Annotated in this window: 28 protein-coding genes, 2 tRNA genes and 1 riboswitch; all 30 genes read right to left on the reverse strand. The window is 39.2% G+C overall.

Going from position 1 to position 26003, the window contains the following annotated elements:
• Positions 1 to 4 precede the first annotated feature (4 nt).
• The 30 genes from fabD to AKA01nite_RS02885 all read right to left on the reverse strand — a co-directional run bounded on the left by fabD (position 5) and on the right by AKA01nite_RS02885 (position 26001).
• Positions 5 to 937 (reverse strand): ACP S-malonyltransferase, encoded by a 933-nt coding sequence (gene fabD / locus AKA01nite_RS02740; RefSeq protein ID WP_146923578.1) that lies wholly within the window; start codon positions 935 to 937, stop codon positions 5 to 7.
• Between the two features lie 77 nt (positions 938 to 1014).
• Positions 1015 to 1965 carry an enoyl-[acyl-carrier-protein] reductase FabK gene (gene fabK / locus AKA01nite_RS02745; RefSeq protein WP_146923580.1) on the reverse strand — a complete coding sequence of 317 codons (951 nt, stop codon included), beginning with the start codon at positions 1963 to 1965 and terminating at the stop codon, positions 1015 to 1017.
• A 19-nt stretch (positions 1966 to 1984) separates the two neighbouring features.
• Positions 1985 to 2218 (reverse strand): acyl carrier protein, encoded by a 234-nt coding sequence (locus tag AKA01nite_RS02750; protein ID WP_146923582.1) that lies wholly within the window; start codon positions 2216 to 2218, stop codon positions 1985 to 1987.
• Between the two features lie 33 nt (positions 2219 to 2251).
• Positions 2252 to 3235, reverse strand: coding sequence for a beta-ketoacyl-ACP synthase III (locus tag AKA01nite_RS02755; protein ID WP_146923583.1), 984 nt, complete (start codon positions 3233 to 3235; stop codon positions 2252 to 2254).
• Complete coding sequence (fabT, locus tag AKA01nite_RS02760) at positions 3235 to 3690, reverse strand: fatty acid biosynthesis transcriptional regulator FabT (protein WP_371860847.1); 456 nt, start codon at positions 3688 to 3690, stop codon at positions 3235 to 3237. The genes AKA01nite_RS02755 and fabT overlap by 1 nt, the downstream gene beginning before the upstream one ends.
• A gap of 137 nt (positions 3691 to 3827) precedes the next feature.
• Complete coding sequence (locus AKA01nite_RS02765; RefSeq protein ID WP_186805064.1) at positions 3828 to 4187, reverse strand: DUF2187 family protein; 360 nt, start codon at positions 4185 to 4187, stop codon at positions 3828 to 3830.
• Positions 4188 to 4314: 127 nt separating this feature from the next.
• Entirely contained in the window at positions 4315 to 4749 is a 435-nt protein-coding gene (locus AKA01nite_RS02770; RefSeq protein WP_146923587.1) for a MarR family winged helix-turn-helix transcriptional regulator, read from the reverse strand.
• 96 nt (positions 4750 to 4845) lie between these two features.
• Positions 4846 to 5394, reverse strand: coding sequence for a CDP-alcohol phosphatidyltransferase family protein (locus tag AKA01nite_RS02775; protein WP_146923588.1), 549 nt, complete (start codon positions 5392 to 5394; stop codon positions 4846 to 4848).
• A gap of 21 nt (positions 5395 to 5415) precedes the next feature.
• Positions 5416 to 5506 (reverse strand) — tRNA-Ser (locus tag AKA01nite_RS02780).
• A gap of 99 nt (positions 5507 to 5605) precedes the next feature.
• A complete protein-coding gene (locus AKA01nite_RS02785) occupies positions 5606 to 6121 on the reverse strand; it encodes a hypothetical protein (RefSeq protein WP_146923590.1) in 516 nt (171 codons plus the stop codon).
• A 76-nt stretch (positions 6122 to 6197) separates the two neighbouring features.
• Positions 6198 to 7016, reverse strand: a complete 819-nt coding sequence (locus AKA01nite_RS02790) for a ZIP family metal transporter (protein WP_222592468.1) — start codon at positions 7014 to 7016, stop codon at positions 6198 to 6200.
• Positions 7017 to 7533: 517 nt separating this feature from the next.
• Positions 7534 to 7607, reverse strand: a tRNA-Arg gene (locus AKA01nite_RS02795).
• Positions 7608 to 7736: 129 nt separating this feature from the next.
• Positions 7737 to 8312, reverse strand: coding sequence for a cob(I)yrinic acid a,c-diamide adenosyltransferase (locus AKA01nite_RS02800; RefSeq protein WP_146923593.1), 576 nt, complete (start codon positions 8310 to 8312; stop codon positions 7737 to 7739).
• Between the two features lie 133 nt (positions 8313 to 8445).
• Entirely contained in the window at positions 8446 to 9786 is a 1341-nt protein-coding gene (gene glnA / locus AKA01nite_RS02805) for a type I glutamate--ammonia ligase (RefSeq protein ID WP_146923595.1), read from the reverse strand.
• A 203-nt stretch (positions 9787 to 9989) separates the two neighbouring features.
• Positions 9990 to 10268, reverse strand: coding sequence for a non-specific DNA-binding protein Hbs (gene hbs / locus AKA01nite_RS02810; protein ID WP_146923596.1), 279 nt, complete (start codon positions 10266 to 10268; stop codon positions 9990 to 9992).
• A 237-nt stretch (positions 10269 to 10505) separates the two neighbouring features.
• Complete coding sequence (gene der, locus AKA01nite_RS02815; RefSeq protein ID WP_146923651.1) at positions 10506 to 11819, reverse strand: ribosome biogenesis GTPase Der; 1314 nt, start codon at positions 11817 to 11819, stop codon at positions 10506 to 10508.
• Positions 11820 to 11929: 110 nt separating this feature from the next.
• Positions 11930 to 13342 carry a 30S ribosomal protein S1 gene (gene rpsA / locus AKA01nite_RS02820; protein WP_443092682.1) on the reverse strand — a complete coding sequence of 471 codons (1413 nt, stop codon included), beginning with the start codon at positions 13340 to 13342 and terminating at the stop codon, positions 11930 to 11932.
• A gap of 101 nt (positions 13343 to 13443) precedes the next feature.
• Complete coding sequence (gene cmk / locus AKA01nite_RS02825) at positions 13444 to 14115, reverse strand: (d)CMP kinase (RefSeq protein WP_146923598.1); 672 nt, start codon at positions 14113 to 14115, stop codon at positions 13444 to 13446.
• 24 nt (positions 14116 to 14139) lie between these two features.
• A complete protein-coding gene (locus AKA01nite_RS02830; protein WP_146923600.1) occupies positions 14140 to 14835 on the reverse strand; it encodes a LysM peptidoglycan-binding domain-containing protein in 696 nt (231 codons plus the stop codon).
• A gap of 55 nt (positions 14836 to 14890) precedes the next feature.
• Positions 14891 to 16342, reverse strand: a complete 1452-nt coding sequence (locus AKA01nite_RS02835) for a RecQ family ATP-dependent DNA helicase (RefSeq protein WP_146923602.1) — start codon at positions 16340 to 16342, stop codon at positions 14891 to 14893.
• Positions 16311 to 17387, reverse strand: a complete 1077-nt coding sequence (locus AKA01nite_RS02840) for a helix-turn-helix domain-containing protein (protein ID WP_146923604.1) — start codon at positions 17385 to 17387, stop codon at positions 16311 to 16313. Before AKA01nite_RS02840 ends, AKA01nite_RS02835 begins: the two co-directional genes overlap by 32 nt.
• Before the next feature lie 169 nt (positions 17388 to 17556).
• On the reverse strand, positions 17557 to 18168 hold the full coding sequence (locus AKA01nite_RS02845; protein WP_146923605.1) for an ECF transporter S component: 612 nt from the start codon (positions 18166 to 18168) through the stop codon (positions 17557 to 17559).
• Positions 18169 to 18326: 158 nt separating this feature from the next.
• A riboswitch (FMN riboswitch) is annotated at positions 18327 to 18444 on the reverse strand.
• 102 nt (positions 18445 to 18546) lie between these two features.
• Positions 18547 to 20352 carry a sensor histidine kinase gene (locus AKA01nite_RS02850; protein ID WP_146923608.1) on the reverse strand — a complete coding sequence of 602 codons (1806 nt, stop codon included), beginning with the start codon at positions 20350 to 20352 and terminating at the stop codon, positions 18547 to 18549.
• Positions 20353 to 20356: 4 nt separating this feature from the next.
• Positions 20357 to 21100, reverse strand: a complete 744-nt coding sequence (locus AKA01nite_RS02855) for a response regulator transcription factor (protein ID WP_146923609.1) — start codon at positions 21098 to 21100, stop codon at positions 20357 to 20359.
• A 114-nt stretch (positions 21101 to 21214) separates the two neighbouring features.
• Positions 21215 to 21940, reverse strand: a complete 726-nt coding sequence (locus tag AKA01nite_RS02860) for a pseudouridine synthase (protein ID WP_146923611.1) — start codon at positions 21938 to 21940, stop codon at positions 21215 to 21217.
• 11 nt (positions 21941 to 21951) lie between these two features.
• Entirely contained in the window at positions 21952 to 22506 is a 555-nt protein-coding gene (scpB, locus tag AKA01nite_RS02865; protein WP_146923613.1) for an SMC-Scp complex subunit ScpB, read from the reverse strand.
• Positions 22507 to 22535: 29 nt separating this feature from the next.
• Positions 22536 to 23273 carry a segregation/condensation protein A gene (locus AKA01nite_RS02870; protein WP_146923614.1) on the reverse strand — a complete coding sequence of 246 codons (738 nt, stop codon included), beginning with the start codon at positions 23271 to 23273 and terminating at the stop codon, positions 22536 to 22538.
• 21 nt (positions 23274 to 23294) lie between these two features.
• Positions 23295 to 23660 carry a GNAT family N-acetyltransferase gene (locus tag AKA01nite_RS02875; RefSeq protein ID WP_146923616.1) on the reverse strand — a complete coding sequence of 122 codons (366 nt, stop codon included), beginning with the start codon at positions 23658 to 23660 and terminating at the stop codon, positions 23295 to 23297.
• 15 nt (positions 23661 to 23675) lie between these two features.
• The gene (gene lysA, locus AKA01nite_RS02880) at positions 23676 to 25010 is read right to left on the reverse strand and encodes a diaminopimelate decarboxylase (protein ID WP_246116972.1); all 1335 of its coding nucleotides are present in this window, start codon (positions 25008 to 25010) and stop codon (positions 23676 to 23678) included.
• Positions 25011 to 25179: 169 nt separating this feature from the next.
• The gene (locus AKA01nite_RS02885; RefSeq protein WP_146923618.1) at positions 25180 to 26001 is read right to left on the reverse strand and encodes a purine-nucleoside phosphorylase; all 822 of its coding nucleotides are present in this window, start codon (positions 25999 to 26001) and stop codon (positions 25180 to 25182) included.
• Positions 26002 to 26003: the final 2 nt, after the last annotated feature.

Below are 26003 nucleotides of genomic sequence, written 5' to 3' on the forward strand. Positions count from 1 at the left end.
TCCTTTAAGACTGAAATACCTTCGCAATGGTTTCCAATTGCTTGATCTTCTCGATGTTTTTCACAGTCACATCTCTGTCGATACGTTTAACAAATGAACGCAGTGCTTTTCCAGGTCCTACTTGAACAAAGGTCGTCACCCCATCAGAAATCATTTGTTTGATCATTTGTTCAAATTTCACAGATGATGCGATCTGTTTTTCTAAAAGTGGTTTGATCATTGCAGCATCAGTATAAACTTCAGCTGTGACATTAGAATAGACAGGTGTAGTGAACGATTTAAAAGCTACTTTGCCAAGATCTTCAGAGAATTCATGTGCAGCAGGTTCCAGCATTTTCGTATGAAAAGGGCCACTCACTTTTAATCGTGATGTTTTTTTGGCCCCCTTATCCATTGCTTTTTTCATTATTCTATCTACTCCGTCAGTTTCACCGGAGATAACCAGTTGTTCTGGAGCGTTATAATTCGCTATGGAAACGAAGGAATCTTTTGAGACTTCTTTACATAGTTGTGCTAATGTAGAGGCATTTAAACCTAAAACCGCAGCCATTGCTCCTTCTCCATCTGGTACAGCTTGTTCCATTAACGAACCACGTTTATGAACTAAAGGTATCGCCTCTTCGAAAGTTAAAGCGCCTGATGAAACCAAAGCTGTGTATTCACCTAGACTCAATCCGGCAACAGCGTCGGGAGAAATGCCCACGGACGTCTTCACGATGTGTTCGATGGCATGACTGACAGTCAGTATGGCGGGTTGGGTATAGGCCGTTTCATTTAATCGCGCATCATTATTGAAACATAGTTCAGCTAAATCAGTACCCAATTGTCTACTGGCCATATCAAAAATTCCTCTGACTTCACTATAGTTATCATAAAAATCTTTGCCCATTTCGTTGTACTGGGCTCCTTGTCCACTGAATAAAAAAGCAGTTTTCAAACGATCTCTCCTGTTCCTTTAGTCATTTAAAAGCAGATATGCTTTCATTTTATTTGTTTGAATATCAAAGTAAATAATCAAAAAAATATTGGATTCCTGACTATTTCACCATATTCACTCATGAGTTCCTGAATGATTTCATGACTGCTCTGCTCTTTTTTTACGAGACCAGCTATTTGTCCGGACATAAACGAGCCGCCATCTTTATCGCCTTCAACGACTGCTTTTCTAAGCGCTCCTTTAGCCAATTCTTCCAATCGTGAAAAATCAGGATCATTGTCACTCGACAATTCTTTTTCCACTTTTAAATACTCTTTCGTTAATTTGTTTCTTAAAACTCTGACTGGATGTCCAGTGATTTGCCCCGTAACTACGGTATCGATATCGCGTGCTTTAATGATACGCTGTTTAAATGTATCGTGCGCAATACTTTCATGAACAACAACAAACCGTGTACCTAATTGAACAGCAGAAGCTCCAAGTGCAAAGGCTGCAGCCATACCCCGTCCGTCAGCGATTCCACCAGCTGCAATAACGGGTATTTTTACCGCATCAACGACTTGAGGGACAAGCGTCATCGTAGTCAGTTTACCAATATGTCCACCAGCTTCCATTCCTTCACAAATGACGGCGTGCGCACCTTCTTTTTCCATACGACGTGCTAATGCCACTGAAGCGACGACTGGTATAACTGTAACTCCCGCTTCTTTGAACCTATGCATATATTTTCCGGGACTTCCCGCGCCTGTCGTTATCACTTTGATGTTCTCTTCACAGATCACACCCACGACTTCATCCACGTATGGGGACAAGAGCAGTAAATTTACCCCGAAAGGTTTATCTGTCAACTTTTTTGTTTCTTTGATCAATCCTCTGATAAACTCTCCGGGTTCATGGCCTGAACCTAACATACCCAGGCCTCCAGCGTTGGAGACCGCTGCTGCGAGACTTGGAGTCGCTACCCAGGACATGGCTCCTTGTATGATAGGATAATCGATCCCTATCTTTTCGATTAATGATTGATTCATCTAGGAGCTCCTTCCATATTTATTTAGCTTCTTTTTGTTTTTCAACGTAGTCTACCAAATCTTTAACTGTATTCAAACCTTCTTCAGACTCAATTTTGATATCAAATTCATCTTCAATATCGTTAATGATCTGGAATAAATCCAAACTGTCTGCTTCAAGTTCATCTCTGAAATTTGTATCCATTTGTACTTCGCTTTCTTCTTTGTCTAATTGATCCACGATAATTTCCTGAATTTGTTCGAATGTTGTCATTGCTGATTCCTCCATTTAGTTATTAGTTTATTATTATATTTTTATTAAAAGCGTTCCCCAGGTCAATCCGCCACCAAATGCACTTAAAACAATGGTTTGTCCACTATTCAGTTTGATCGTTCCATTCTCGATCGATTCATCCAGCAGTATAGGCAGACTGGCAGCCGACGTATTCCCATAATTTTCGATATTCATCAAAAATTTACTTAGCGGTCGGTCTAATTTTTTTGATACGATTTCAATGATCCTCGCATTTGCCTGATGCAGTAAAAAGTAATCGACATCTATAATGTCTGCTGATCCTTTTTTTAAAACCTGCTCAATACTTTTAGGTATCGATTTGGTTACAAAATTGAATATCGCACGACCATCCATCACTAAAAAACCATCTTTAACATTCATTTCGCAAAGGGGATTTCTGACTGCCTGCTCACCTGAAACGAGTGCATGACCTTTTTCTCCATCGGTATGCAGATCTTCTGCAATAAAGCTTTCAGCACCTGATTCTTTCTTCAGAATAACTGCTCCAGCCCCATCACCGAATAACACAGAGGTTTTCCGATCATTCCAATCCAATGTCTTTGACATCACTTCGCCACCAATGACAAGCGCATAGGGATGATCCATGTGACGCAACATTTTCTCTGCCGCAGACAAACCATATACAAAACCCGAACATGCAGCACTCAAATCAAATGCCATAGCGTTATTGGCTTTTAAAGCCGCTTGTACTTTGCTTGAAACTGAAGGAGACTGACTGTCCGGAGTCATTGTGGCTACAATGACTAACCCAATCTGGCTGATATCGATTCTCCTTTTATTTAAAGCATCTAGACTAGCTTTTATACATAAATCGCTCGTGTCTTCACCTTTAGAAAGATATCTTTTTTTAATTCCTGTTCTTTTTCTAATCCATTCATCAGATGTATCCATCCACTGAGTCAATGTTTCGTTGTAGACACTGTTATCTGGAACATATTTACCTGTTGAATGAATGGTTACGCCGAATGTTTTCATTAGTCTGGTAACTGTCCCTTCGTTCGTTCCAAATACCTATGCAGATTTTTTAATCCCAGCATAAGTACTTCAGACTCTTTTTCGTCCATTTCATTAATGGTTTCTTTTACCATATCACGGTGGAACTTATCATGAACACGGTAGAGTAACCGGCCTCTTTTGGTCAGCGCCAGCTGGACAACACGACGATCGATCTCGCTTCTCACCCGTTTAACATAGCCTTTTCTGACAAGATTGTTAACAGATACCGTTAGTGTTCCCACAGTGATTCCAAGTTTTTTTGCAACTTCGCTCGTTGTATGTTCCTGATACATCCCAATGGCATCGATTGTGTGCATTTCTTTAATCGAAACATCTTTAAATTGACTCATTTGTAATGTTCGTTCTTCTATCATAAGGACATCATTGAATATCGATACTAAATATTCATTGACTTCATTTATTCGTTGATCCACACCAACCCCTCCAATTTCACATTTAAAATATGCTTTGAACGTCAAACTATTTGACAATCAAAATAATAACTTAGATTTATATTTCTGTCAAGAATAATCTAAAAAAAATAAGCCATTTAAAATGGCTTATCCGCTGTTCACTCTTGTTCTTCTTCGTTAACTTGACTTTTAAAGCCTTCGATATCCTTAAAATTAACAACTGTTTTTTCTTCCACCAAATCATGCATGCGTTCAGCTGAATGCGTCCAGTTGATTTTAACTATCGCACTATTCGTCAGTAATTTTTCTATTTTACCTTCCATTGGTTCATCGCGAAAAGTAAAAATGATTTCATCACCAACGTCTGGTCTCAAATTCTCTTTGATTGTTTCAATAATCTCTACTGCTTCTTTGTAAGGCAAATCTAGTAGATTAGCAATACGGGAATTGCTGGCGCCTTTTCGAAGTTCTGTTTCCACAAGGTCTTGAACTTCAGTGGTTATTTCAACTTTTGCCACTTTCATCCCTCAATTCTTTCATAGTTTTTTTATAATCCTTTAATCATTATACCATAAAAAAACGATCTTAGCGACTAAACGCTTCCAAGCGGATGGCTCTCAACAACTTTATCCAAATGACTCACTATTATTTTAATAGATCAGCCGCTTTATAGCCTATCTTTTTAAGTGTCGTCTGAAGAGCCAAAACTTCTTCATTGGAACATGATTCAAAAATTTCTGATATCTTCTCGGCGTGTTTAGGGAAAATATCCTCCATCAACGATTTACCTTTAGTAGTCAATTCACAAAACGTGACACGCCTGTCCCTTACATCAACGATCCGATTGATCAGTCTCTTTTCTTCAAGTTGTTTAACAACATAAGTGATGCTGCTCGAAGCAAGCAGTACTTGCTGTCCGATTTTTTGGATAGGCTGCTTTCCTTTACTGTAAAGAAGCTCTAAAACTGTAAACTCTGTTGCGTTTAATCCATAAGAACTCATATCTTTTTTCACAAGTTTTTCAACACTGGTAGAGGCTTTCAATAATATTCTTAAAGCCCTCAATTCTTCTTCGTTCATCTTTTTATCCATCACCTTTAAATAATCTTATTTTTTTGCTGGTTTGCTTTCTCTTCATCTTTTCTAAATAGTCGATTAAGGCAAAGAATCTCATTGCTACTCGTTTTCCATGTCATTGAACAGTTTAGCATATTTATAAAAGGCCAGTAACTGAAAAGAACTTGCTAATATTACAAGAACAGCTATTGTGCCACTCGATAGTTTAGGGAAAAAGACGGCAATGAACATGGTGAGATAAAAAATAATGGTTGCAATTTTTCCATACCATTTCGCTCCGTCAAGCGTCATATTTTTTCGATAAAGTCTTATATTCTGGACAAACATAAATGTTTCTTTGATCAAAAACAGGACAAATAAAAAAATAAACAGCTGCCACCTGATCATCAGCACACCTACGACCGCGATTTGAGTCAGTTTGTCTGCTACTGGATCCAAAAGCTGACCGATACGCGTACCCTGATCATACTTCCTGGCAATATAGCCATCCAAGGCATCTGTCACTCCTGACAGAACAAGGATCCCTGTGGCAAACAGATGATCCATCTGTGTTTCTGCCCCTAGATAGTAGTAAACAAAAAAAGGAATGAGGATCAGCCTGAAATAAGACAGCAGATTCGGTACTTTGAACCAATCTCTCAGAGCCATATCATCATTCCTTTCTATATACCGAGAGTGAGGGATTCGAACCCTCGCACGACATAAAGCCGCCTAACGGATTTCGAGTCCGTCCCCTTCAGCCAGGCTTGGGTAACTCCCGTATTTACAAGTTACATTATATCTAATGTCCACTGCTTTTTCAATGAAAAAAAGGGACTCAGAAGATTTTCGCTAGCTTCCCCCGACGTCCCGGTTTTAATTATTTTCGAAGATTGTCTGGATCTGGGTCATCAGGGTTAAAAACATCTTCGTGTGTATCGGCATTGGATTGCGGTTCATTAAAATCTACACCGAACCCTGGAGCCTTGATCCCTTCGGATGATAATGTGTCAGAATTCTTTGATGTGTCTTTGATCTTTTTCGTATGAGGTTCGTCTGTTTCATCAGACTGATCAGATTTTTCTTCCGTACTGAATATAGAATGAGACGAGTCTTTCAGCAAAATAAGAAAGCCTCCCTGAGTGATCACATCATCAAACCGTTTTTCATCTGCTTCGTTAAGACTATATTTTCTAAGGGTTTCTTTTCTATCGGTATCCAGTTCTTTCACATTAACTGTTTCATTTTCGATACCTCTAACTTTTTCGCATTCTGATTTATTCTCATCTGAACATATAAGCAGCAGATCATCTTTTGAGTAATCCATCTTCTGTATATAATTTTCAACTACAACAGCCATATCTTTCGCTTCTTTTTTAGCTTCTAATATTTTCACGATGATATCCTCCTCTTTATTGTAATTCTAACAGAGCAGTAAGCCTATCACCAAACATAAGGTTCAAAAATTGTTGTTAGCCTAAAGCGACGTCTAAAAACATCATGACCGTGAAACCGATCATAGCACCGATCGTTCCTATATCATTGTGTCTTTCAACTTTGGCTTCCGGAATCAATTCTTCAACAACTACGTAAATCATAGCACCTGCGGCAAAAGCCAGAGCGTAAGGCAAAATCGGCCGCATGGAGGTAACTAAAGCCGCTCCCAACACGCCGGCAATAGGTTCGACGATCCCTGACGCCTGTCCATAAAGAAAAGCCTTGGTTCTGCTGAAACCTTCTTTTCTCAAAGGAAGAGACACGGAAGCGCCCTCCGGAAAGTTCTGAAGTCCGATCCCTATTGCAAGCGCTATAGCACTTGCTACAGTGGAAGCGGGAAAACCAGCTGCAGCAGCACCAAACGCTACGCCGACCGCAAGTCCTTCAGGGATATTATGTAGTGTAATTGCCAGCACCAATAGAACACTACGTCTTAAATCCGTTTTGATTCCTTCCTCTTTACCACTGCTGCCATTTAGGCTTGGGTGCAAATGAGGCAACGACTTGTCAGTGATCCATAAAAACAGACCTCCTGCTAAAAAGCCAACGACGGCGGGTATCCAGCCGGGTACATTCGTTTGTTCAGCAAGTTCTATAGCTGGAGCCAGGAGAGACCAGAAGCTTGCTGCGATCATTACCCCTGCAGCAAATCCCAACATGGCAGTTAAAACACTTTTATTCATATCTTTCATTAAAAAGACCAGCGATGCACCTAGTGCTGTTACGCCCCATGTAAAAAGCGTAGCCAGAAAGGCCTGCATCACAGGATGTAAAGAAATAAACCAATCCACTATACATTCTCCTTAAATTATATTCATTTTATATTATAGCGGAAAAATGCCGTATTTAAAACAGTTTCAAACTATTCATTCATTTCTTTGAACTACCGTGTAAATCACTTTAGATTCTAGACTATGTCTTTAACACTTTATTTCTTGTTCCAGCTGAACTCATTGAATCTTCCAAATTTAGTGAAGTTTTTCCTCGTCTTGACAACTAAGGAGTAGATGATGTTTGAGTGTGCGTTAAAGGTCTTTTGTAGTGACCAGTGGAAAGATTTACTTGTTCGAGATGGACACAGATGTGCGCTTTAAGTCCTTCTAACAGAAAGATTTTACTTGAGAAGGCAGTACATGCTTCCAGTTGTGACCACCCACAAATAAGTCAGATTCCACTTTGTCCTTTGGCTAAAAGTATTGCCTGCTGAATTGTTTTTCTTCTACTTATATTAAACTTGTATCAGCAGGTAAATAATCATAAAAAAAAGAAAAGACCAGAGTCTTTTCTTTTTTAGTCTATTTAATATAATGACGTTCTGGGAGGGATTCGAACCCCCGACCGTTCGCTTAGAAGGCGAATGCTCTATCCAGCTGAGCTACCAGAACAATTTTACCAACAGAACTTATTATATAGCGATTATTGCCTGATGTCAATAATAAATTGGTTTTATTCTTTCAAAGATTTGCTCAGCCAAGCTGGTTTCATGTTTAAATTTTGTTTTTAGGCTTTATCTCTTAATCATTATGAAAAACTTCCCCTGTTTTTGTGTACACTGTTTCTCTCTTTCCTACTCGCTTATTCAAATATCTTGCCAGAATAAAAAAGTAGTCAGATAAGCGATTCAGATAGATCAGAATATTTTCCTGAACGGGCTCTTCTTCAGCAAATGCCAATATATCCCGTTCTACTCGGCGCGTGACTGTTCGAACTACATGAGCTTGCGCTGCCGGTTTCGTCCCTCCTGGAAGGATAAAATATTTTAATTCGCTAAGATGTGGCGTCAGCTCGTCAATTTTTTTCTCTATATTTTTGAATTTGGATGGACTGAATACAAACGCCAGCTTGTTTTCTTTATCTGCCAGGATACTGCCGATATCGAACAAGTCGTGCTGGATAGTATAGAGATCTGTAAGGATGCCTCTTTCTGTATCTCTGTAATTTTCATCGACTATGCTTACAAGTAAACCGATGTGAGCATTCAATTCATCGATATTTCCATAAGCATCCACACGTCCATTGGTTTTTTTAACTGTTCGTCCGCCGATCAAATTTGTATTTCCGTAATCTCCTCTACCCGTATATACTTTCATTGATTATCCCGTCCTTTCATTGTCTTAAAATCGATCGATAACTTGTGGTTCTTTAGATGGTTTACAGTTGAAAACTCTTGAAAGAAGCCTTATCTGCTTCTTTCAAGAGTTCGACTACCAAGCTCATTCTTTATTAGTAAAGCTTAAAGTATCTATCCATTTCATATTGTGATACTGCAGTGGAATATTTTCTCCAGTCTGCTTCTCTGGCTGCTACAAATCTTTCAAAAATGTGCTGACCCAAAGCATCAATGATCGTTTCATCATTTTTCAGTGCTTCCAGTGCTTCGGCAATCGTTTTAGGCAGTGATTGAATTTGATTTTCTTCGCGCTCGAACTGGTCCATATTATAGATATTCTTGTTGATAGGCTTTGGAGCACTTTTAGCTTCAGAAATACCCATCATACCAGCTTTCAATAATACTGCCAGAGCTAGATAAGGGTTGGCTGTCGGATCGACGCTCCTTAATTCAACGCGTGTGGACTGTCCTCTGGAAGATGGCACGCGAATCAAAGGTGTCCGGTTCGTTTCAGACCAGGCCACATAAACAGGCGCCTCAAATCCAGGCGTCAGTCGTTTATAGGAGTTGATGATTGGATTACAGATAGCTGTATAGGCTTGAGCGTGATCCAAGAGTCCTGCGATAAACTGATAAGTCGTTGTACTTAAGCCGTCTGCACTGCTTTCATCGTAAAAGGCATTTACTCCATCTTTAAATAGAGACATATTGAAATGCATGCCCGAACCACTGATGTTTTCAATCGGTTTAGGCATAAAGGTGGCATGCAGCCCATGTTTTCTAGCTACGGTTTTGACGATCAATTTAAACGTCTGTATATTGTCGCAGGCTTCTACTGCATTGGCGTACTTCCAATCGATCTCGTGTTGACCAGGTGCTGCTTCGTGATGGCTGGCTTCGATTTCAAAACCTAATGCTTCGAGTTCCAGCACGATATCTCTTCGACAGTTTTCTGCCAAATCTGTCGGTGCTAAATCAAAATAGCCGCCGTGATCATTGAGATTCTTGCTTGGATTACCGTTCTCATCCAACTTGAACAAGAAAAATTCTGGTTCAGGGCCTAAATTGAATTCCGTAAAACCTAAATGTTCCATTTCTTTTAGAATGCGCTTGAGATTGCTTCGAGGGTCTCCTTTGAAGGGTTCACCTGAAGGCATATAGACATCGCAAATGAAGCGGGCGATCCGACTGTCACCGGATTCGAGCTCCCAGGGAAAAATCAGCCAAGTATCCAGGTCTGGATGCAGTTTCATATCGCTTTGATCGATCTCCACAAAGCCATCTATAGAAGAACCATCAAAAGCCATTTCATTGTCCATAACCTTATCCAGCTGACTGATAGGGACTTCAACGTTTTTGATCACCCCATCGATATCTGTAAACATCAGTCTCAGAAATCTGACGTTTCTCTCTTTTGCTTCTTTCTTTATTTCCTCTTTGCGATTGGAGGACATTGTCCATTCATCATCCTTTCAGTAATGTCGTTCTATTTCTTTAAGATTACGTGCAACCCATTTAATTGTCAACCGTTTTACTTTTCTATGTACTAGCCATGGTACATCAGTTTCAAATTATGTAATAAGTTATGGTGAATAAGAGCCATTTATCAAAAAACGTCGAGATCCTAGGACCTCGACGTTTTAAAAGCATGACATTTTTATGCTTTAACTGCATCTTTTAAAGCTTTACCAGCTTTGAATGCCGGAACTTTAGTTGCAGGAATCTGGATTTCTTCCCCAGTTTGAGGATTACGTCCTTTACGTGCTGCGCGGTCGCGTACTTCAAAGTTACCAAATCCAATGATTTGTACTTTTTCGCCGTCAGCTAATGTATCTTTGATTGAGTCGAATACAGCTTCTACTGCAGCTGTTGCATCTTTTTTTGATAGATCAGCTGAAGATGCTACTTTTTCGATTAATTCTGCTTTATTTGCCATCGTTATCTTTCACCTCCTCGAAAGAAGCTAATGCATATAATTCAATGAATGTATTTGCAAACTAACCGCATTCTTTTTCTTGACATGCACTTGGGTGAAATAGTCGGTTATGACATTTCAATTAAAAAGATACCACAGAATCCTTGATACTGCAATGCTTTTGTACTATTCTCCTGTAATTTCAGCTTTTTTTCATGAGAATCTTATGCAGTATAAATAATAAGATGTCTTTTTTTACTACTTTCGTTTTCTTGGAATAATACGAATAGGCGTTCCCGAAAAGTTAAATGTATCTCTGAACCTATTCTCTAAAAAACGTGCATACGAAAAGTGAAGTAGTTCCGGATCATTTACAAAAATGACGAATGTTGGAGGTGATACAGAAACTTGTGTCGTATAGAAAATCTTCAAGCGGCGCCCTTTATCCGTTGGAGTCGGATTTGTTGCCACAGCATCCATGACGACATCATTCAAGATAGATGACTGAATACGTAAGTGCCGGTTCATAAAGACTTCTTCAATACGCTCTGGCAGAAGATGAAGGCGTTTCTTTGTCAATGCAGAAACAAAAACGATTGGTGCGTAGCTTAAATACTGGAAGCCTTCTCTAACATCCAGTTCAAATTCTTTCATTGTATTGGTTTCTTTTTCGATTGCGTCCCATTTGTTCACAACCAGTATGATTCCTTTGCCGGCTTCGTGAGCATAGCCAAATACACGCTTATCCTGTTCTCTGATGCCTTCTTCAGCATTGATGACACATAAGACGACGTCAGACCGGTCGATAGCTCTTAAGGCTCTTAAAACACTGTATTTTTCAGTGGATTCATAAACTTTCCCTTTTTTTCGCATGCCTGCTGTATCAATAACAACAAAATCCCGGCCTGCTTTCGTTTGAAAATGAGTATCTACAGCTTCTCGTGTCGTCCCTGCAATATTAGAGACAATGACCCGCTCTTCACCGATAATGGCATTGACAAGGCTTGATTTACCAACGTTAGGGCGCCCGATCACGCTGAATTTGATCGTTGAATCATCATACTCATCTTCTGAATCTTCTGGAAAATATTTTAAAGCCTCGTCCAGCACATCTCCCAGACCTAGACCATGAGAACCCGATATAGGAAAAGGATCTCCCAGACCTAGAGAATAAAATTCAAATATATCATTCCTGAGTTCAGGATTATCAGCTTTGTTCACTGCCAGTATGACAGGTTTTCCGGATTTGAAAAGAATAGGAGCCACTTGCTGATCTTCATAAGTAACGCCTTCTTTTACGCTTGTTATCATTATGATCACATCAGCTTCTTCTATTGCGATCTGAGCCTGCTGACGGATTTGCACGTTAAGCGGTTCGTCTTCAAGAGTAATGCCGCCCGTATCTATTAATGCGAAGTCTCTTCCAAGCCACTCTGCATCAGCATAAATCCTATCTCGCGTTACTCCTGATGTATCTTCGACGATAGATATACGTTCTCCTACAATACGATTGAAAATCGTGGATTTACCGACGTTGGGTCTTCCTACAATGGCTACAGTTGGTTTCACCACCATAACACCTTCTTCCATAGTTATAATTGTTTCATAAAGCACGACACCCAACTGCAATAGGCATTATACCTAAATACAGTTGGGTGCGGTAAAAGATACCTTTTTATTGACTACTCTTCGTCATCTTCATCCAATAATCCTGAAAGTTGATCACCGATCTGGTCACCTAACGTGAATGCCCCTTCGTCATCATCATCACGCAATGATGGCTGTGTGATTTCTGGTTTATCCTTAGCTTTCATCTTAGGCGCTGATTTAGGTTGCTCAGTGTCTGCTGATTCATTCGTATTTTCTTCTAAAGCTTTGATACTTAGAGAAATACGTTCTTCTTCAGGATTGACACTCAATACCTTGACTTCTATTTCTTCATCTTTAGCTACAACTTCATGTGGCGTTTCCACATGTTTGTGTGCCATTTCCGAGATATGAACAAGGCCTTCAACACCTGGTTTTACTTCAACGAATGCACCAAAGTCAGTGACACGTTTGACTGTTCCTTTAGTTACAGTTCCAGCTGGAAGTTCTTCTTTGATATTATCCCAAGGTCCAGGTAATGTCTCTTTGATGGACAAGGAAACGCGTTCCTGCTCTTTGTCGACTTTAAGAACTTTGACATCTACTTTGTCCCCTTTGGATAACTTATCTTTCGGAGATGCGATACGCTCGTGAGCGATCTCTGAAATATGAACGAGTCCATCAACGCCGCCAACATTCACAAAAGCACCAAAGTTGGTCAAGCGAACGACTTCACCTTCAACTACTGAACCTTCTTCAAGGTTTTCAAGTGCTTCCTCACGCTCGGCTGCCCGCTCTTTTTCCAGGAGAACTTTACGTGAAAGGATAAGCTGACGTTCTTTTGGATCGATTTCAATAATTTTAAATTTGTACGTGTTGCCTTCAAACTGATTCAAGTCACTGACGAAATGGGTATCGATCTGTGAAGCTGGAACAAATCCCCGTACGCCAAGATCAATAGTCAATCCACCTTTAACGACACGAGAAACCGTTGCTTCGATCACTTCATCGTTGTCGTATTTCTGCTGTAATTCTTCCCATACTTTACGCTGATCGACACGTTTTTTAGATAGGATAAAGCTACCCTGTTCTTTATCTTTGATATCTCTTAATACGACGACATCGATCGTGTCGCCGATAGAGACAACATCAGAGGGTTTATCAAAACGTTCAGTTGAAAGTTCACGAGGTGGAATCACACCTTCTTGACCACTTTCCAGTCCAACGATGACTTGTTTATCACTGTCGATAGTCAGTACTTCACCTTTAACAAGATCACCAGGAGTGATGTCATCGACATCTTTCATTACGTCAGACATCGATTCGCCAGATGCTGCCTCATCTACTTCAACTGCAGGATGTACCTGCTGCTTTTCGTTTTCCGCAAAGACATCCTGTGCAGTCGTATCGTCAGGTGTGTCTACCTGTACCTGCTCTTTTGCAGTTTCTACTGCTTCCTCTTCTGTTACCTCGTTCATGTCTCTTTCGTTTCTGTTTTCTTCTGTCATTATATTTGCCTCCCAAAACCAATAATTCCTACATCTTTTATTGTACCGAATAAATAAAATAATTTCCACTAAAACATACTATCTTATCTGATAACTGTTAATTATATCTTTTGAATCAATTGTTTGATTTCATTTACAACTTCGTCAATGGTCATTTTGGTTGTATCGATCCGGATAGCATCTTCTGCCTGTTTTAAAGGAGAAGAATCACGAGTGGAGTCTTTATAGTCTCTTTCAGCTATATCTTTTTTAAGTTGATCCATATCTGAAAATATCCCTTTTTCCTTGTTTTCTTTATGTCGGCGCTCCGCTCTTTCTTTGACACTGGCAACTAAAAATATCTTAAGATCCGCATCCGGCAAAACTACTGTACCGATATCACGTCCATCCATGACGACCCCGTTATTCAAAGCCATATCCTGTTGACGCTTGACCATTAATTTACGGACTTCTGGATGCGCGGCAACCACTGAGACTGTATTTGTAACATTGTTATCTCTTATATCATGAGTGATATCGACTCCGTTTGAAAACACAAATTGCCCTTTTTCATTAGGTTCAAATGTTATATCTGTCTTTTTCAGCAGCTGAACTAGTGCATTTTGATCTTTTATATTCACATTTTTTTCTAAAGCCTGATACGTCAACGCCCGATACATGGCTCCAGTATCTACATAAATCAAGTCCAGCTCTGCAGCGATTTTTTTTGCCACTGTGCTTTTTCCAGATGATGCTGGTCCATCTATCGCAATGGTCAATGATTTGTTTTCCATACTCTCCACACTTTCATTGTCAGATTAATTTACCTGTAACTGTTGACCAACATAAACTGTTTCATCCTGCAGGCCGTTCAGCTGCATCAACTCTTCAGTAGTCATGCCGTGATTAAGTGCTATACGGTACATATTGTCTCCTGCTTTGACCGTGTAGTAAGCGGCATTTTGAGCTGCAGCGCTGCTTTCTCCTTCATCTGCAGTTGGTTCTTCAGCTTCAGTCGTTTCAGAAGTGTCCGTGCTCGTCGCAGGTACTTGCTGTTTTTCTTCTGGATCCGTTGCTGTTTGATCTTCACCTGTTTCTTCTGTTTCAGGTGCGGCATCCACCGATTCTTCTTTTGGCGCTTCTTCGCTGATAGACGCTCCGTCTTGATTTTCATCCATTGCTTTTTCAGATTCAGATTCATTACTTGTTTTTTCTTCCTTGCTTTCCTCTAAAGTATCTGTTTCTTCCTGATTATTTTCAGCAACCTGTTCTACTGAAGGACTGGTTGGTTCTTCCGCCAGTGAATCTCGACTCGACCACCAGACATAAGCGGATGTTGGTAAAATAATAAGTAAAGCTAAGAATATCAAGGTGACAGTTAGAATAGGTGAAATACTTTTTTCTCTTTCCCTTTTAGCTTTTCTTGACAGGGGTTCCCCTTCATTGAATTCAGATTCTTCGTCAAAGCGTTTTGACCATAGCTCTTCCATGGATTGACGATCATTTTTACTCATTATGTGACTCCTTTCAAATGTTACGGTACTTATTATAGCATATTTAAAAGCACTTTTAAGGCTGACTGTTGAAATTAAATAATTTGTTCAAAATCGTTTCCCAGTCCTCTTTGTTCTGAGTATAATGCAAATTTGGTCCACGTTTTTCAAAAGGTAACGATAAGTTTTCTTCACAATATGAACAGCATTTTTTTTGCTGTTCTAGCGTTTCCTCGCCAAAATAATTTAATAGTAATTCCCGTTTACACTGATCTGACATAACATACTGCAGCATAACAGCCAATTGTTTATTTTTAAGTACTTTTCTTTCTTCAACGAGCTTTAAAGCTTCTTTGATGTTTATTTTTTGAGTTATAAAATATTGGGCAAGTCGCAGTTTGCTGTCGTCTTTAAATTTTTTCAATTCATCGGGATGCCGATATGCATACTTCAGTTCGTTTTCTTCTGGGAGAGATGCTTCTTGCAGTCTTTTTTGAAGATACTCATCACCAGGTTCATAAAGAAGAAGGGCGATTCCACCCTTTTTATCTCTGCTGGCCCGTCCGATTTCCTGTAAATACATCTCAGGATTTGCAGGTATGTGATAATGAATAATATAACGTATATCAGGTTTATCTATCCCCATACCAAAAGCGCTCGTCGCACAGATGATATCTAATTTATTAGCTAAAAACTGCGCCTGTATTTTTTTCTTGTCTTTGGTTTCTATTTCACTGTGATAACTTTCCGCAGAGAACGCAGTCCTTCGTCTGATTTTTTCTGCTGTTTTTTCCGACATTTTTTTGCTTGAAAAGTATATAATACCGGACGAGCCGAAGGTATTTACTGCATGGATCACCTTCGAAACCTTATCCCCTTGACATCTTTCAACTCTCAACTGTATCGACGGGCGATCAACAGAATAAATTACTTCTTTTATATTTGATTCAAGTTTCAAATTTTCAATGATTTCTTTTCTCACTTCGTAAACCGCCGTTGCGGTCAGTGCCATTGTCAGTGGTTCTGATAACTGTTTTCTCAAATCGCCAATTTTTAAATAATCCGGTCTGAAATCCATACCCCACTGGGAAATACAGTGAGCTTCATCTACTACAAGCAATGAAATCTCGATGTCTTCTAGCCGTTCTACAACTCTTTTCTGCTGCAGCATTTCTGGCGAGACATAAATAAATTTATATGTATGCAAAAATTCAAGTCCTTGTCTTTTTTCTTTTGCTGACATATGACTGTTTAAAGCGAGGACAGATTTCTCTCCATTTCTCTTCATTTTTTCAACCTGGTCTTCCATAAGAGAAAGCAGTGGAGAAATAATTAATGTCGTACCACGCATCAAATAAGATGGCAGTTGGTAACACAAAGTTTTTCCGGTACCTGTCGGTAACATGACAAGCGAATTCTTTCCTGTCAAAGCAGCTTCTATCGCTTCTCCTTGCCCCGGTCTCAGCTTTTTGAATCCGAATTTCATTTCAAGAGTATCATATACCTGACTTTTCAATGATTTGTCCATTACGTCTCGTCCTTTCGATTTCAACCAATCGGAAAACAAAAAAATCCAGATCCTCGACTACATTTTTTGCTTCAGCATACTGTAATTTTGGTTTTTTATTTAATAGTGCACGGCAAGCAGCATATTTTTCTCTGGATATATAGCGTTTAAAATAGGGCCAATTTAAAATTAAAACACACTCCAGGATATGTTCTCTGATCGTATTGACTTTTAATTTTCGCATTCTGGCGACGTCATCAATACCTTTACCTTTTTCAAGTAACTGCTTCGTTATATTCGCACTGTGACTCAACCCTTCATGGCATTCCTTATGTGTATCTTTCAAAAGAGCGGATAACAGAGGATACTGGGTCGGCTCTAAAAGAGTGATCTTATAGTTGAATTGTTGTAATCTAACTCTATATTCTTCTTTCGAAAATCCATATCTTTCCTGTAATTGACGACTTGTTTCGCCGTAAACATCATATCCAGTAAAATGAGCCGAGATGAAATCAGCTTCTTCAGTAGGTAAAGTCTTTAACATGGCTTTCAACTCAGCCGCCCAGTTAGACGTCAATGAGTTCATCGGCAACTTCTGTTCGATCAGCCATTGTTTTAGTTTTCGCTGCTCATTTACTGAGGATAGAAAAGGAGAATAATTTTTATTCCTGAAACTGTATTCTGACAATACTTGTGTAACAAAAATCATTCGATTAAAAAATAGAGGAAGTGTACCATAATAACTTAACTGATTCAAATGATTAATTACTGGAAACTGGTCAGAAAAAGCTGTTTTGCTTTTTATGCCTTTTTCAGTCAGTACCAAATGTTCATCTTGTAAAGCAAGTAAATCATTACTTACTAGAAACATTGACAACTTCTCCCATTTTTTCTCAGTCATTTCTGGAAAAAGACCGAAAAGTGCATAGAGTTTATTTTTTTCAACATTAAATAAAACAGAAGGTGTTCGTTTGGCTGTCGCAATCAACTTCAGCTGCCTGGTCGTGACACAAGTCTTTTCATTAAATAAGCTTATGACATATTTAAAAAGAAAATCACGTTCCATTACATCATCCCCCACCGCTAAGTATTTCCTTCACCTGGATTTTATTATAGCACTATTAATCTCTGATCTCAGAGAAAATAGTGTACAAGAAAAAACAAAAAAAGAAGAAAGATCATACGACTATCTCAGACATATGATCTCGCTTCTTTTTTAAGTTTTAATTTTAAATTTACCGAGTTTCATTGGCGATCATTGAAGAAAAGTGCTTCTTTTTGAATCTTTTCTGCATTTTATCCAACCAGTGCTTCAGCTTAGTAAAGGCAACATAAAAAGTAAGTCCAACTAAAACACCTTTCAACATATTAAAAGGAACAACAGCCAACAGTAGATACGAACGCATAGGTCCGACATCAAACCCCATGACAGCCATATAAGCCGGAGCGATAAAGAGCCAGTTTAAAAGTGCCATCATCACTGTCAGAGATAGAGTGGATGAGAATATGCTGATCACTTTATTTTTGATGGAAAGACCATACCTTGTGATGATAAGATATATGGGTAAAGTAAAGGAAATCGATGCAATAAATGCAGCCGTATCTCCGATAGGGAAGCCCATTTCGCCTCCTTTTTGCACATATGATAAAAGTGAACGAATAAAGGCTATAGAAACACCGGCAGCAGGTCCGTAGACATACATGCCGAATAAAACAGCCAGATCACTGAAATCCACCTTTAAAAATGGAGAGCCAGGTAAGAGCGGGAAAGACAGCATAGAAACTACCCAAGCTATAGAGGCCAGCATGGCAACGCCTACCAGCTTCTTTGTTTTGTTGTTTGACATAATAAATCCTCCTAAAAGGATTCATCCTACTGAGGGTGAACTTCCCTGAATGTCACTGTCTTGTTGTTTCCTGAAAAAGAGATAATAAAAAAACTCTGTTTATCCCAATTTTCAGGAGACAAACAGAGCTATAGACAGTTTTACGTTCAGTCAAAAAGCTCCATCTTCTTTATCCAGACTATACTGTCGGTACTGGAATTACACCAGTTCAGCAATTTTACTCGCTCGTGGACTTTACCACCGGTAGGGATTTTCGCCCTGCCCCTGAAGATGAATCATTATTTTTAATTTGTATTCATTATAGCACAATAATAAAAGATATCAAGTGTTTGTTTTATATTTCACTATCTCGAGACGTTTTCAGTCAGTATCAATTTCCTATTCTTCATTAGATTCACTTGGGATATGGATAATAAAGGCAGAACCTTCCTCAAAACTTGATTCTACTTCAATATATCCGTCGTGTGCTTCTATGATATTCTTAACTAAAGACAGACCTATTCCAGTACCCTTCGCTTTAGACAACTGATTATTGCGTGACTTGTCTGCCTTGAAAAAGCGATCAAAAATATAAGGCAAATCTTCCTCAGGTATTCCTGTTCCAGTATCCTTAACGATCATGACCACTTCATCCAGCTCTTCCTCTTTAAGAAGCTGCAGGGTCACGATTTTTTCATCCTTATCCGTCATACTTGTATGCCGGATAGCATTATTGACAAGATTCACAAAGACCTGATCCATTTTATCCTTATCCAGCGTCAGTAAAATAGTTTCCTTCGGTGCTTCCATTTGGAGGGAAACCTCTACATCACTTGCCATTGTATCGAATCGGAAAAGAAGATTACGGAGGTAAGTATTCATGTTTACCTCTGTCTTTTGCAGTTCGATATAGCCCGCTTCCATCCGTGACAAGTCCAGCATCTCATTGACCATGCGGTTCATACGCTGCGACTCGTCTCTAATGATTTGAGCCATTTCTTTCTTTTCTTCTAAGGTTTCAGCTACATCATCCAGGATCGCTTCACTGTAGCCCTGGATCATTACCAGAGGTGTGCGTAATTCGTGAGAAATATTATTGATAAAGTCTACCCTCATTTTATCTAGGCGGTGTTCTTTTGTCAGATCTTTAGTTGATACGACAAATCCACGTAATTCTCTACTGTCTCTTTCAAGTAAAGGCAGTATACTGACAACATAATAAGTCTCTTTCAACTCGATAGTGAATTCCACAGATGTTTTTGTATTAAAAACATCATTTAGTTTTTCTGCAATGTCGACAAAATCATCCTGCTTTGATGACGATGCCTGTTCGATCTGATAATGTGTCAGAAAAATATCACCGGTCGGGTTGGACAAAAGAAGCGTTCTATCAGAATCATAATATAAAATTCCCGTTTCGACATTGTCCAGGATATGAGACAACAATTCCTTTTCCTGTCTAACGACCATCCGATTGGTTTCCAGAGAATGGCCCATTTTATTCATTGCCATTGCCAGCTCTGATAAGTCATCGCGACCTGATATAGATAGCTGGCGACTAAAATCATCCCGGGCATAGTCAAAAGCAATATTTGTCATGGCATTGATCGGCTCAGAAACATTGCGTTTCAAATACATATAATAATAAAGCGCAGCTAAAAGATGGGCAAGTATCAGTCCCGTCAATAAGTAACTGATCCTTTTTTCCAGTGTCACTAAAAAAGATAAATCAGCCCATGAATATAATAAAGCCTCCTGACCATCTATAACCGCTGGCTTGATGTGAAAAACATAGGGGATATTCGCTTCGTATCCATCATTTTGATCTGATCGTATCGCCACATGGTCACTGGAATAAATTTTATCCATTATAGCAGGTTCCCTGGCTATCTCTTCCTTCTCCTTTTCGTCAAAAGGTTGAATCCAATCGTCATCGTTTGAGGAATACGTATCATCTAACAATAGAGCAAAATTGACTTGGGGATGAAAGTTATTGATTGCTTCTATATTTTCCAATAAAAAATCTGGATCGACAGTCGTCAGTCTCTCCATATTTTCTATGACCTGTTCATATTCATCCATGTAGTTTTCTTTGATTTCATGAGAATAAAAAACCCCATAATAGACTGTTGTTATGAAGAAAGATAATATCGTGATACCAAAAGTAATGAGCCAGATCCTGATCGCCACTACGTTTAATTTCATACGATTACCTCTCTTCGTCTGGATATGAATTTAATTTATACCCAAGCCCCCAAACTGTTTCAATCATTTTCGACGCAACAACTGATTCTTTTTTCAATTTCTCTCTTAAGCGTTTGATATGTGTGTCTACAGTTCTCAGATCACCAAAGAATTCGTACTTCCATACCTCTCTCAATAATTGTTCCCGACCGAAAATCTGATCCGGTGAAGACATCAAGTAATGAAGAAGGTCATATTCTTTCGGAGTTAAATTAACAGCTTTTCCGTCTGCAGTGACTCTTCTTGAGTCATTGTCTATTTCCAGATGAGGAAGCGTTAATGTATCGGAAATATCTCCATTGGATGCATTTAACGATTCGCTTTTGGTTCGTTTCAAAATAGCTGCTACCCGTAAAACTATTTCCCGAGGGCTGAATGGTTTAACGATATAATCGTCAACACCTACTTCAAACCCTTGTATGCGGTTCAGTTCTTCTCCTTTAGCTGTAAGCATCATAATGGGTGTTTCTTTTTCTTTCCTGATTTCTTCTGCAACTTTAAGACCATCTAATTCGGGCATCATGACATCTAAAAGGATCAAGTCATAGTCATTTTCCTTGGCCATATCCAAGGCTTTTCGTCCATTTTCTGCTTCTTCAATACTATAATCCGCTTTTTCCAGGTACATTTTCAGTAGTCTTCTGATCCGGTCTTCATCATCAACTACCAGTAATTTCTTTTTATTCTCTTCATTAGTCTCGTCAGTCATGTTTAGACACTCCTCTGATTCGTACTTTGGTCATTATCGGCAAACTGTTTTTCAATAAAATCAAGTCAACACCATTATAACTAACGCATTCGTTTTCCGCCAACATATTCACTCTTAAAGACTTTCATTGACCAGCTGTTTTAATTTTTTCACTTCAAAAGATTTCAGCTCACGCCATTCTCCTGACTTCAGTCCTTCTGTAGTTAAAAATCCATACTGAACTCTGTTCAACTTCTCGACAGGATAGCCAACAGTTTTAAGCATCTTTTTCACTTGATGATTTTTTCCTTCATGGATCGTCAGTTCGACCATGCTTTTATTTTTCTTACTATCGATTTCCAATATCCTTGCCTTTGCCGGCAGGGTTTTGTAGTTATCGATCTTTAGGCCTTTTTCAAGCTTTTTTATCGCTGTTTTATCTATAACCCCTGTCACTTTAGCGATATATGTTTTTTCAATCCCGTATTTTGGATGAGTAAGCTGGTTAGTTAGTTCTCCATCATTGGTCAATAAAAGAACGCCTGTGGTATCATAATCCAAGCGTCCTACTGGATAGACCCGCTGATCGATGTGTTCAAAGAAATCTACCACTGTTTTTCTCCCTTTTGGATCCACCGCACTTGAGATGACTCCTCTAGGTTTATTTAAAATAAAATACAGTTTCTGTTCTTTTGTTATCGGAACATCATCGACTGTTATTGCATCTTTATTACTGACATTCAGACCCATTTCGGTAACGACTTTTCCGTTGACCTTTACTCTACCTTCTTGTATCAATTTTTCTGAGCCTCTGCGAGACGCAATGCCTGCATGCGCCATTACTTTTTGTAGACGTTCCATAATATTCTCCTTTAAAATCCTGTCTCTTCATCAAACAGCGGTTGATTTTCTGCTTTTTCTTCTATTTCCAGTTCGGGTAATTCCGTTAAATCATTCAGTCCAAAATAATCCAGAAAATAGTCTGTGGTGCCGTAAAGCACTGGACGACCAGGGGCATCGACACGCCCGATTTCGTGAATAAGATTTCTCAATTTCAACTTTTGCAGACTAGAAGATAGTTGAACGCCTCTGATTTCTTCAATCTCCATTCGCGTGATCGGCTGTTTGTAGGCAATGACGGCTAATGTTTCAACTGAAGCTTTACTCAATTTTTTAGTTAAAGGCGATTGTGCATATTTCTCTATAACTGAAGAGAATGCTTTTTTAGTGACTAATCGATATGTTTCGGCTGTTTCTATCAGTTTGAGTCCACTGCTCTCATCATTCAGATAACGCTCCGAAAGCCTGTTTAGACATACTCTGACATGATCGGGAGTCGAATGGGTCAACCGCGCTAACGTATCAAGTCCCATTCCTTCTTCGCCTGCAGTAAATAATAGTGCTTCATATGTAGCAAGTTCTTTCATCTTACTGAACCATCCCATTCTTTTATTTGTTATGACTTTGATAAATAGATCTCACCAAAGCTTTCGGCTTGTCTGATGATTACCTTATTATCTTTCATCATTTCCAGGAGCGCCAGAAAGGTGACCACATACTCTCTTTTGGTTGGTTGGGTAAATAATTGTCTAAAAGGAATGTCCCGATTATTTTTCTGCAATCTATTTTCCAGCCACACAATTTTTTCGTTGATACTGATTTCTTCTAAATCAACTGTATTAGGCGCGGGATTCAACCACTCTTTTCTTTCGATCATGACACTAAATGCACCGATCAGATCCTGAATTTTGATTTCTTCTGCTTCCATAGGTATAAACTGCTGAAATTCCGATAGATCCTCATGATGTTTTGAATAATGCTGTTCTCTATTCTTTCGATTTTCATCCAGTTTCAAAGCAGCATATTTTATTTTACGATACTCAAGCAGCTTTTTCTGTAAATCTAAAATAGACTCTTCTTCCACAAAGTACTCTTCTCCTTCTTCTTCCCACGTCTCATTTCTTGGTAGAAGAAGCTGGCTTTTGATCGACATCAAAGTCGCAGCCATAACTAGATATTCTCCCGCAATATCCAAACGTAAAATCTGCATGGCCTTTATATAGTTTAAATATTGGTCAGTAATTTCTTTTATGGGAATGTCATATATATCTATTTCCAGTTTATTGATTAAATGCAGGAGTAGATCTAGTGGTCCTTCGAAAATATCTAAATTTACCTTCCATTGTTCGCTCATAATGATCCCTGCTTTGCTGTATTAATCATGATCGACATTTTTCTGCCATTTCGTCACGAGCGCGGCTGTTTCAATCGTGCCTACTATCCGTTTGTTTTCATACATTTTCTGCAGTGCAGATAGCATCGAGTAGGCCATACCCTCTTCTCTATAAGAAGGATTGATAGCAATATGTCTTAACAGGATGATTTCCTCATCTTCTTCAATTCCAAGCACACCGGCTAAATCTTTTGTTTCTTCACTTTTCCACAGAAAAAGCTGTCTGTTCTCTTCTTGGTCGTACCATTCCATCTCTTTAGTTAAACGAGCTGTATCTTTTAAATCGGGTACATAGGACAATAATCCCATCGTGATTTTCTGATAATCAGCTTTATACCTGATGAGCATGAAAGCCCTCCTATATTATTTCCAGTTTTTGATGCTGTTCTCCAGCTTCAAGTGATCTTCCACAGTTTCTCTTTTAATCGCAAGAAAATCATTGCCGTTCTCAAGAAATACAACAGCCGGTTTTGTCAGACGGTTATAATTGCTCGCCATGGCGTAACCATAGGCCCCTGTGCTGAAGACTGCCAGGATATCACCCGGAACAGGTTCAGGAAGTGTAATATCCCATATGAGCATATCGCCACTTTCACACGCTTTTCCGGCAATGGATACTTTTTCTTCATTTGTATCATGAACCTTATTTGCAAGAACACCGCTGTACTTCGCCTGATATAAGGCCGGTCTGATATTATCAGCCATTCCTCCGTCGATGGATACATACTTTCTGATATCCGGAATCGTTTTTTGCGATCCGATCGTATAGAGAGTAGTCCCAGCTTCCCCTACAATACTTCTACCGGGCTCGATCCATATTTCTGGGAGTTTTAAATTGTTTTGTTTAGAATGTTTCCTTACAGACTGCATAATAGCTATAGTGTAATCCTCTAAAGGAAGCGGTGTATCTTCTTCAGTATAACGGATACCAAATCCGCCTCCCACATTTAAGACCTGCAAGTCAAAACCGTAGCTGTCTCTCCAGTCTCTCGCTCTTTTCAACAATTTTTCAATTACTAGCTCGTAACCTTCTACTTCAAATATTTGTGACCCAATATGAGAATGCAGTCCGATCAACTTTATCCCTTCGATAGGCTGTATTTCCCTGATCGCCTTATCTACTTGACCTGAAGCTAAATCAAAGCCGAATTTCGAATCTGCCTGTCCCGTTGAAATATATTCATGTGTGTGGGCTAGAACTCCGGGTGTTACCCGAAGTAAGACATCGATCGTTACATTATATTTATTTACTAAATGTTCGATCATCGTGATTTCATGAAAATTGTCGACTACGATACACCCGATCTGTTCTGTAATAGCTGTTTCAAGTTCTTCTAAAGATTTATTGTTTCCATGAAAATGAATCCGTTCTCTATCAAATCCTGCTTTTAAAGCCAGAAATAGTTCGCCGCCTGATACGACATCTAAAGAAACGTCCTCTTTAGCTAGCCATTCAAACAAAGCCAGGGAAGAGAAGGCTTTACTTGCATAGGCTACCTGTGTTTTGCTTTCATAAGTTCTGAAAGCATCTTTAAATGCACTGATTTTATCTTTGATCAAAGTTAAATCATAGACATTCACAGGCGTGCTATATTTCTTTGCAATATCTACAGTGCTGACCCCGTTTATGGTCAGGTGGTTCAATTCATCAACATGCATGTTATTTTTCAAGCGATTATTATAGGTCTGTTTATTCATGATTTACCACATTTCTTGTTTGATTGATTCCTTGAAAGTAAGAAAATCGTTTAAGATTATCATACCTATTTACACCACAAAAATCAAACGGATACGGATAAGTAAAAACAGAAAGGACACACGTTTATAGACATGTGTCCTTTCTGTTAGTTTCAGTGAAAAAGACTATTTATAAATTTTCAATTACAGATTTAACTAAGGATTTGAATGTTTCTCTTACACGTGTAGTGACTTCCACAACTTCATCATGATTCAAGTTCTCCTGCATGCCGGCAGCGTAATTTGTAATACATGAAATACCAGCAACTTTCAGGCCTGCATGGTTCGCGACGATCACTTCTGGAACGGTAGACATCCCTGCTGCATCCCCACCTAACGTACGTGCCATTCTAACTTCAGCAGGCGTTTCGTAAGTCGGACCTGAAAAGCCCATGTAAACACCTTTTTTAACATCAATATTCTGCTGTGACGCTACTTTTTCAATCACAGCCTGATATTCTTTGTTGTAGGCACTGCTCATATCTGTAAATCTTGGCCCGAGTTCATTGTTGTTCGGACCGTGAAGCGGATTGACCCCGATCATGTTGATATGATCAGTGATGATCATCAAATCACCTGGTGTAAAGTCTTCATTGACTCCTCCAGCGGCATTAGTTACTACCAGCGATTTAACTCCTAATGCTTTCATTACTCTCACAGGGAACGTCACTTCCTGCATGTCATACCCTTCATAGTAATGGAAGCGTCCCTGCATAGCTACAACTTTCTTTCCACCAAGGTCGCCATATACTAGTTGTCCAGCATGACCTTCTACAGTGGATACAGGAAATTCAGGGATATCTTCATAAGGAACGACAACGGCATTTTCTGCTTCATTTGCCAGTTCTCCTAAGCCTGATCCCAAAATAAGCCCTACCTCAGGTTTTTCCATTCCTTTGCTTTCAAGAAATGTTGATGCTTTTTCGATTGCTTGAGTATACTTGTCAGCCATTC

The sequence above is a fragment of the Alkalibacterium kapii genome, assembly GCF_007988865.1.
GTDB classification, from domain to species: Bacteria; Bacillota; Bacilli; order Lactobacillales; family Carnobacteriaceae_A; genus Alkalibacterium; species Alkalibacterium kapii.

Bases quoted from the DNA above. Each gene is read 5' to 3' on its own strand.
- AKA01nite_RS02860 (WP_146923611.1), bottom strand. From the start codon at position 21,940: ATGGAACGTCTACAAAAAGTAATGGCGCATGCAGGCATTGCGTCTCGC.
- AKA01nite_RS02850 (WP_146923608.1), bottom strand. From the start codon at position 20,352: ATGAAATTAAACGTAGTGGCGATCAGGATCTGGCTCATTACTTTTGGT.
- AKA01nite_RS02775 (WP_146923588.1), bottom strand. From the start codon at position 5,394: ATGGCTCTGAGAGATTGGTTCAAAGTACCGAATCTGCTGTCTTATTTC.
- AKA01nite_RS02800 (WP_146923593.1), bottom strand. From the start codon at position 8,312: ATGAAAGTATATACGGGTAGAGGAGATTACGGAAATACAAATTTGATC.
- AKA01nite_RS02835 (WP_146923602.1), bottom strand. From the start codon at position 16,342: ATGGACAAATCATTGAAAAGTCAGGTATATGATACTCTTGAAATGAAA.
- rpsA (WP_443092682.1), bottom strand. From the start codon at position 13,342: ATGACAGAAGAAAACAGAAACGAAAGAGACATGAACGAGGTAACAGAA.
- AKA01nite_RS02870 (WP_146923614.1), bottom strand. From the start codon at position 23,273: ATGAGCGAACAATGGAAGGTAAATTTAGATATTTTCGAAGGACCACTA.
- AKA01nite_RS02855 (WP_146923609.1), bottom strand. From the start codon at position 21,100: ATGACTGACGAGACTAATGAAGAGAATAAAAAGAAATTACTGGTAGTT.
- AKA01nite_RS02885 (WP_146923618.1), bottom strand. From the start codon at position 26,001: ATGGCTGACAAGTATACTCAAGCAATCGAAAAAGCATCAACATTTCTT.
- lysA (WP_246116972.1), bottom strand. From the start codon at position 25,010: ATGAATAAACAGACCTATAATAATCGCTTGAAAAATAACATGCATGTT.
- glnA (WP_146923595.1), bottom strand. From the start codon at position 9,786: ATGTCCTCCAATCGCAAAGAGGAAATAAAGAAAGAAGCAAAAGAGAGA.
- AKA01nite_RS02875 (WP_146923616.1), bottom strand. From the start codon at position 23,660: ATGCTCATCAGGTATAAAGCTGATTATCAGAAAATCACGATGGGATTA.
- hbs (WP_146923596.1), bottom strand. From the start codon at position 10,268: ATGGCAAATAAAGCAGAATTAATCGAAAAAGTAGCATCTTCAGCTGAT.
- AKA01nite_RS02770 (WP_146923587.1), bottom strand. From the start codon at position 4,749: ATGAACGAAGAAGAATTGAGGGCTTTAAGAATATTATTGAAAGCCTCT.
- scpB (WP_146923613.1), bottom strand. From the start codon at position 22,506: ATGAAAGAACTTGCTACATATGAAGCACTATTATTTACTGCAGGCGAA.
- AKA01nite_RS02830 (WP_146923600.1), bottom strand. From the start codon at position 14,835: ATGAGTAAAAATGATCGTCAATCCATGGAAGAGCTATGGTCAAAACGC.
- AKA01nite_RS02845 (WP_146923605.1), bottom strand. From the start codon at position 18,168: ATGTCAAACAACAAAACAAAGAAGCTGGTAGGCGTTGCCATGCTGGCC.
- cmk (WP_146923598.1), bottom strand. From the start codon at position 14,115: ATGGAAAACAAATCATTGACCATTGCGATAGATGGACCAGCATCATCT.
- AKA01nite_RS02755 (WP_146923583.1), bottom strand. From the start codon at position 3,235: ATGAAAACATTCGGCGTAACCATTCATTCAACAGGTAAATATGTTCCA.
- fabK (WP_146923580.1), bottom strand. From the start codon at position 1,965: ATGAATCAATCATTAATCGAAAAGATAGGGATCGATTATCCTATCATA.
- AKA01nite_RS02750 (WP_146923582.1), bottom strand. From the start codon at position 2,218: ATGACAACATTCGAACAAATTCAGGAAATTATCGTGGATCAATTAGAC.
- AKA01nite_RS02840 (WP_146923604.1), bottom strand. From the start codon at position 17,387: ATGGAACGTGATTTTCTTTTTAAATATGTCATAAGCTTATTTAATGAA.